Here is a 3,775-nt window from a genome sequence, read left to right on the forward strand (position 1 = left end):
CTGACCTTCAAAATGCTTTTTCTTTTTCATGTGAACATAAAAGCACCATAAAAAGATCGAGCAAGTAACAATGTTAGATCAAGTGACTTGTTTCACAGATATCAAGAGAGGCTTGGTGAACGGTTACGTTGGCTGAACTTAGGTTTACTGAGCTGATTGTGAAACGGTTTATACTGAACATCGGTAAACGTTAAGCCAGTAAAATAACGGTGCAGGTCACTGATACAGTTGACCTGCTTATCTCCCATAGCTGTAACAAGTGACATGATTAATTCGAATGGTTTGATGACACGTTTTCGATGACAAAAGCCACACCGTTTACCAATGTCATTAATATTAAATGCGTTTAAGACTTCCGTTATTTTATCTAGCTCGTTATTCTTGTTCTGCATACTCTTAATTTGAAACCAGATATTTGTTTGGCGATGAACATCAGATCAAATTTTGGGTATGCAATCAACTCTTAATTCTCTTAAGATCCTACCTATGATGGGGTGTTAGTTTTCATTTGAATCCCAACTCAAATGATGAGGCTATCTCACTTTGGGGCAGAACCTTGATAGCATTTTGGAGTGTTCAATAATGCTATGATTGAACATCAATCCTTCTAAGTCCTTTCACCAAGAAAATTAAGAAATTGTACTTATCCATCGAGAACAGCAATGATGAGCTTGTTGGCCATTGAATGTGTGTGAGCTTTTTATGGGGTAACTGGGGTGATCAAATATTCTGTGCAGTCATAATGAACTGAAAATAAAGAATTTATGTCATAACCTCTAAAAGGTGATGTGCAGTTACCCCAAAGGTGATCTTATTGATATTCATAGATTTTATATTTTACAGATATTATGTGTAGTAGGGTGATCTGATTACCTATATATTACCCTCAAGGTTACCCTAAACTAAATTGGCTAATAAGCTTAAAAAATCAATAACATCAAAACATTACATAAAAGTATTAGATTCAATCACCCTAATCACCCGAAGTCTCTGATTTTAGAAAAAGAATCCGTCGAAATAGGAATATTCAGGCTTGGTATTTAAAATTCCGTGTAAATATCGAACTCATAGAGTTCATACCTTTTGAAGAAATTTACGTTGATGAAAGAGAGAGGTGGGTGTAAGTTACAAATGAAGTTGCGCAAAACTGGTTGCTAACCGTTTGATTTATGAAATGTCTTATTTGTCGATTTTAACAAGTTTTTCTCTGAAAAGTTTATAGTGTTTTACTTTGTTTTCAGTGTGTTACGCGCCATGGCTAGAAATCATGGGGTGTCAGGGGGCGGAGGTTCGAATCCTCTCATTCCGACCATTTTTTTCTTATTCTACAAGTAATTTTGAGCTTTTAAGAAATCTTGTAGCGCAATATTTCTCTCAAAAACCATTTTTTATAGCATATATGTAGCACCATTTTTTAGATGCTAATGTGCTACATTTTTTGTTTTTCAATCCTTTCCCGAATTTTGTTCGAACTCGCTGAACGTTTTATATAAACCAAAAGATCGCCAGATGTGCCAGAGCAAGTTATGGTTAAGGCTCACTGCGGTTTATTTCTAATTGCTGTGAAGGTTCTGCCCCAAATCTTGCTAGCTTTATAAATAATGCATTTTGATGGGCATTCAATCATACATTTTCGAAGAAAACTCGAGGGTTTGGGCATTGAGCATGACGTGTTTTACTTCCATTAATGTTACTTGAGAACACAGAACGGAATTATGACCCACTTTAAATGCTTCTGCTGAGTTTATGCGACTGCTATAAGCAGCTTTTTTTCCTCTAAGGTGTGGCGAAACTGTCTTAAGTAAACTGTTATGGTACTCTCTTAAACGTATACAATCATTAAGAAGCACTAATGTTGACTCAACTTCATCTATCTTCTTATGGCAATCGACGAGAGCTTCGCACACTAATAGGTGAGTATCCTCATCTTCTATAGAGGTCTCGATGGCTAATAAATGAAATTCTTCCATTCTATTTTTAAAAAGCTCTAAACTAGAGGTGAGCTCTTCACATAAACTTGATAGAGCTTGAAAATGTTCGACCATTTGACCATATAACCTATTATTTCTAAATTTATAAGGCTCGGTTTTCACTACCTCATTTAATTCTTTTATAAAAGTTGACGCATCTGTTCTTATTTGGCCAAATTTACGAAGGGTTTGATTGACATCAAATATTGACGCATGAGCGATGCCAATTCGAGCACGTATATAATGTTTTGGGCTTAATGTATGGATTTTGAGTATATCTTGAAACTTTTGAATCGCTTTTGAAGGGGTAGATAAAACCATTGCTTCAATAGGAGCGAGCATATTATCTATCTCCCTTGTTTTTTCTGATTGAGAATCTTGATATGTTGGCTTAAATTCTTTAGTTTCAGATTTAGAACCTTGATATGTTGGCTTAACTTCTTTTTTTTCTGTTTTTGATTTGCGATAACTTATACTTTTTGAGACTTGGGATTTAACATTAACTGTCTTCTTTTGTTCTAAAAATTTGAGCCCTTTTTGATATAAGTCCTCCGCACATTTTTTATTGGTTTCGACCTTTTCGTCTATAGTGCTTTTGTTTTCTGTTATTAACTGTAGTAAATTTAATCTCTGTGGAAGACAGCCACTGAATAACAATAGAATTTCACTATGGTGTCGTGATAACCATCCATTTCTGTAACTATTCATAACAGCAAAAAAAACTGGAAAAGTACCACTAATACTTTTATCGTTAAGTGATTTCAATTCACTTTGAAGAGCTGATACTAAGGTTTGAAAAGTTAATTCAAGTAATTGGTTAGGAATTTCACAGTCTGTATCAAAATAGTCTAACTGAAGCAAGTGATCAGCAATTCTATCTTTAGCTGTTATCAATGTAATGCAATTTATTCGTTGTCGGGTCTTATCTAGAGTTTCAACTTGTGAATGCAGATAAGCAATTGATAGAACTTCTTTGTTTGCGAAGTAAGCTCCATTAAAAATCACTTCCCTGAGTTGCTCAATATCTATGGGGTTAATATATACTATTGATTGAGCAAACGTAAATATGTACAGCATGTATTCCCAAGATTCTGATAGCCTACAAGCAGCATTTAGAAGATCCTCAGATTTACCTGTTAAATCTGCATCCCCAGTACTTTTTAAACAAATTGAAGATTGCACCGAGTAAGCAATGCACTCTACATAATCGACTTGAAGCTTCTCAATTTCAGAGCAAAGCTGATTGATCAACTTATGAGCTTCATCTGGTTGTGATGCTTGTTTTAATTGTGAAAAATCTTGTCTAATTTTTTTCCTTTGTAAACTTATAGCAAGATTGTAATGTTGGTAGTAAAAACAAAAAAGCTGAGCTTCGTAATGACTATGTTTGTGATTAGCTGCAGAGCTGTGTTTATCAGATATTTTTACTATTGAAAAAGGAGCAGTAAAAATTACACGTTCAGCAGGATGCCTCTCCAAGTAACCGTGGTAGCGTTCAAATAGTCCTTTTGCCCTGCACACTTGCTCAGTTGGTAATTGTTCAGTTGATCTCGAATTACAGTGCACTTCTAGAGGCTGCCAAACTTTATTCATTTCAACAGTAAGTTGATAAAGCTGCTTTGTATCGGTCTTGTGCACGCTGACACTATGGGATAATTGTTTCTGTTTGTTTATAGCTGGTATCGCTAAGGCTCTTCGCAAGCTTTGAACAGCTTCTTCTCTAGGCTTTGCTCTTATATTCATAGGGGAGTGTTCAATCGAAAGCCAGTTTATCTCTTGAGGAGGAGGTGGAGTTTTTGGTGAGT

1 protein-coding gene and 1 pseudogene are annotated in these 3,775 nt (G+C 35.3%); both read right to left on the reverse strand.

The window, feature by feature from the left end:
• Window positions 1-134: 134 nt before the first annotated feature.
• Window positions 135-392 (reverse strand): annotated as a pseudogene (locus D5018_RS20950) (IS4 family transposase); the annotation flags it as partial.
• 1,227 nt (window positions 393-1,619) lie between these two features.
• Complete coding sequence (locus D5018_RS20955) at window positions 1,620-3,563, reverse strand: hypothetical protein (RefSeq protein WP_133309370.1); 1,944 nt, start codon at window positions 3,561-3,563, stop codon at window positions 1,620-1,622.
• Window positions 3,564-3,775 lie beyond the last annotated feature (212 nt).

The sequence above is a fragment of the Parashewanella curva genome, from assembly GCF_003675895.1.
Lineage (GTDB): Bacteria > Pseudomonadota > Gammaproteobacteria > Enterobacterales > Shewanellaceae > Parashewanella > Parashewanella curva.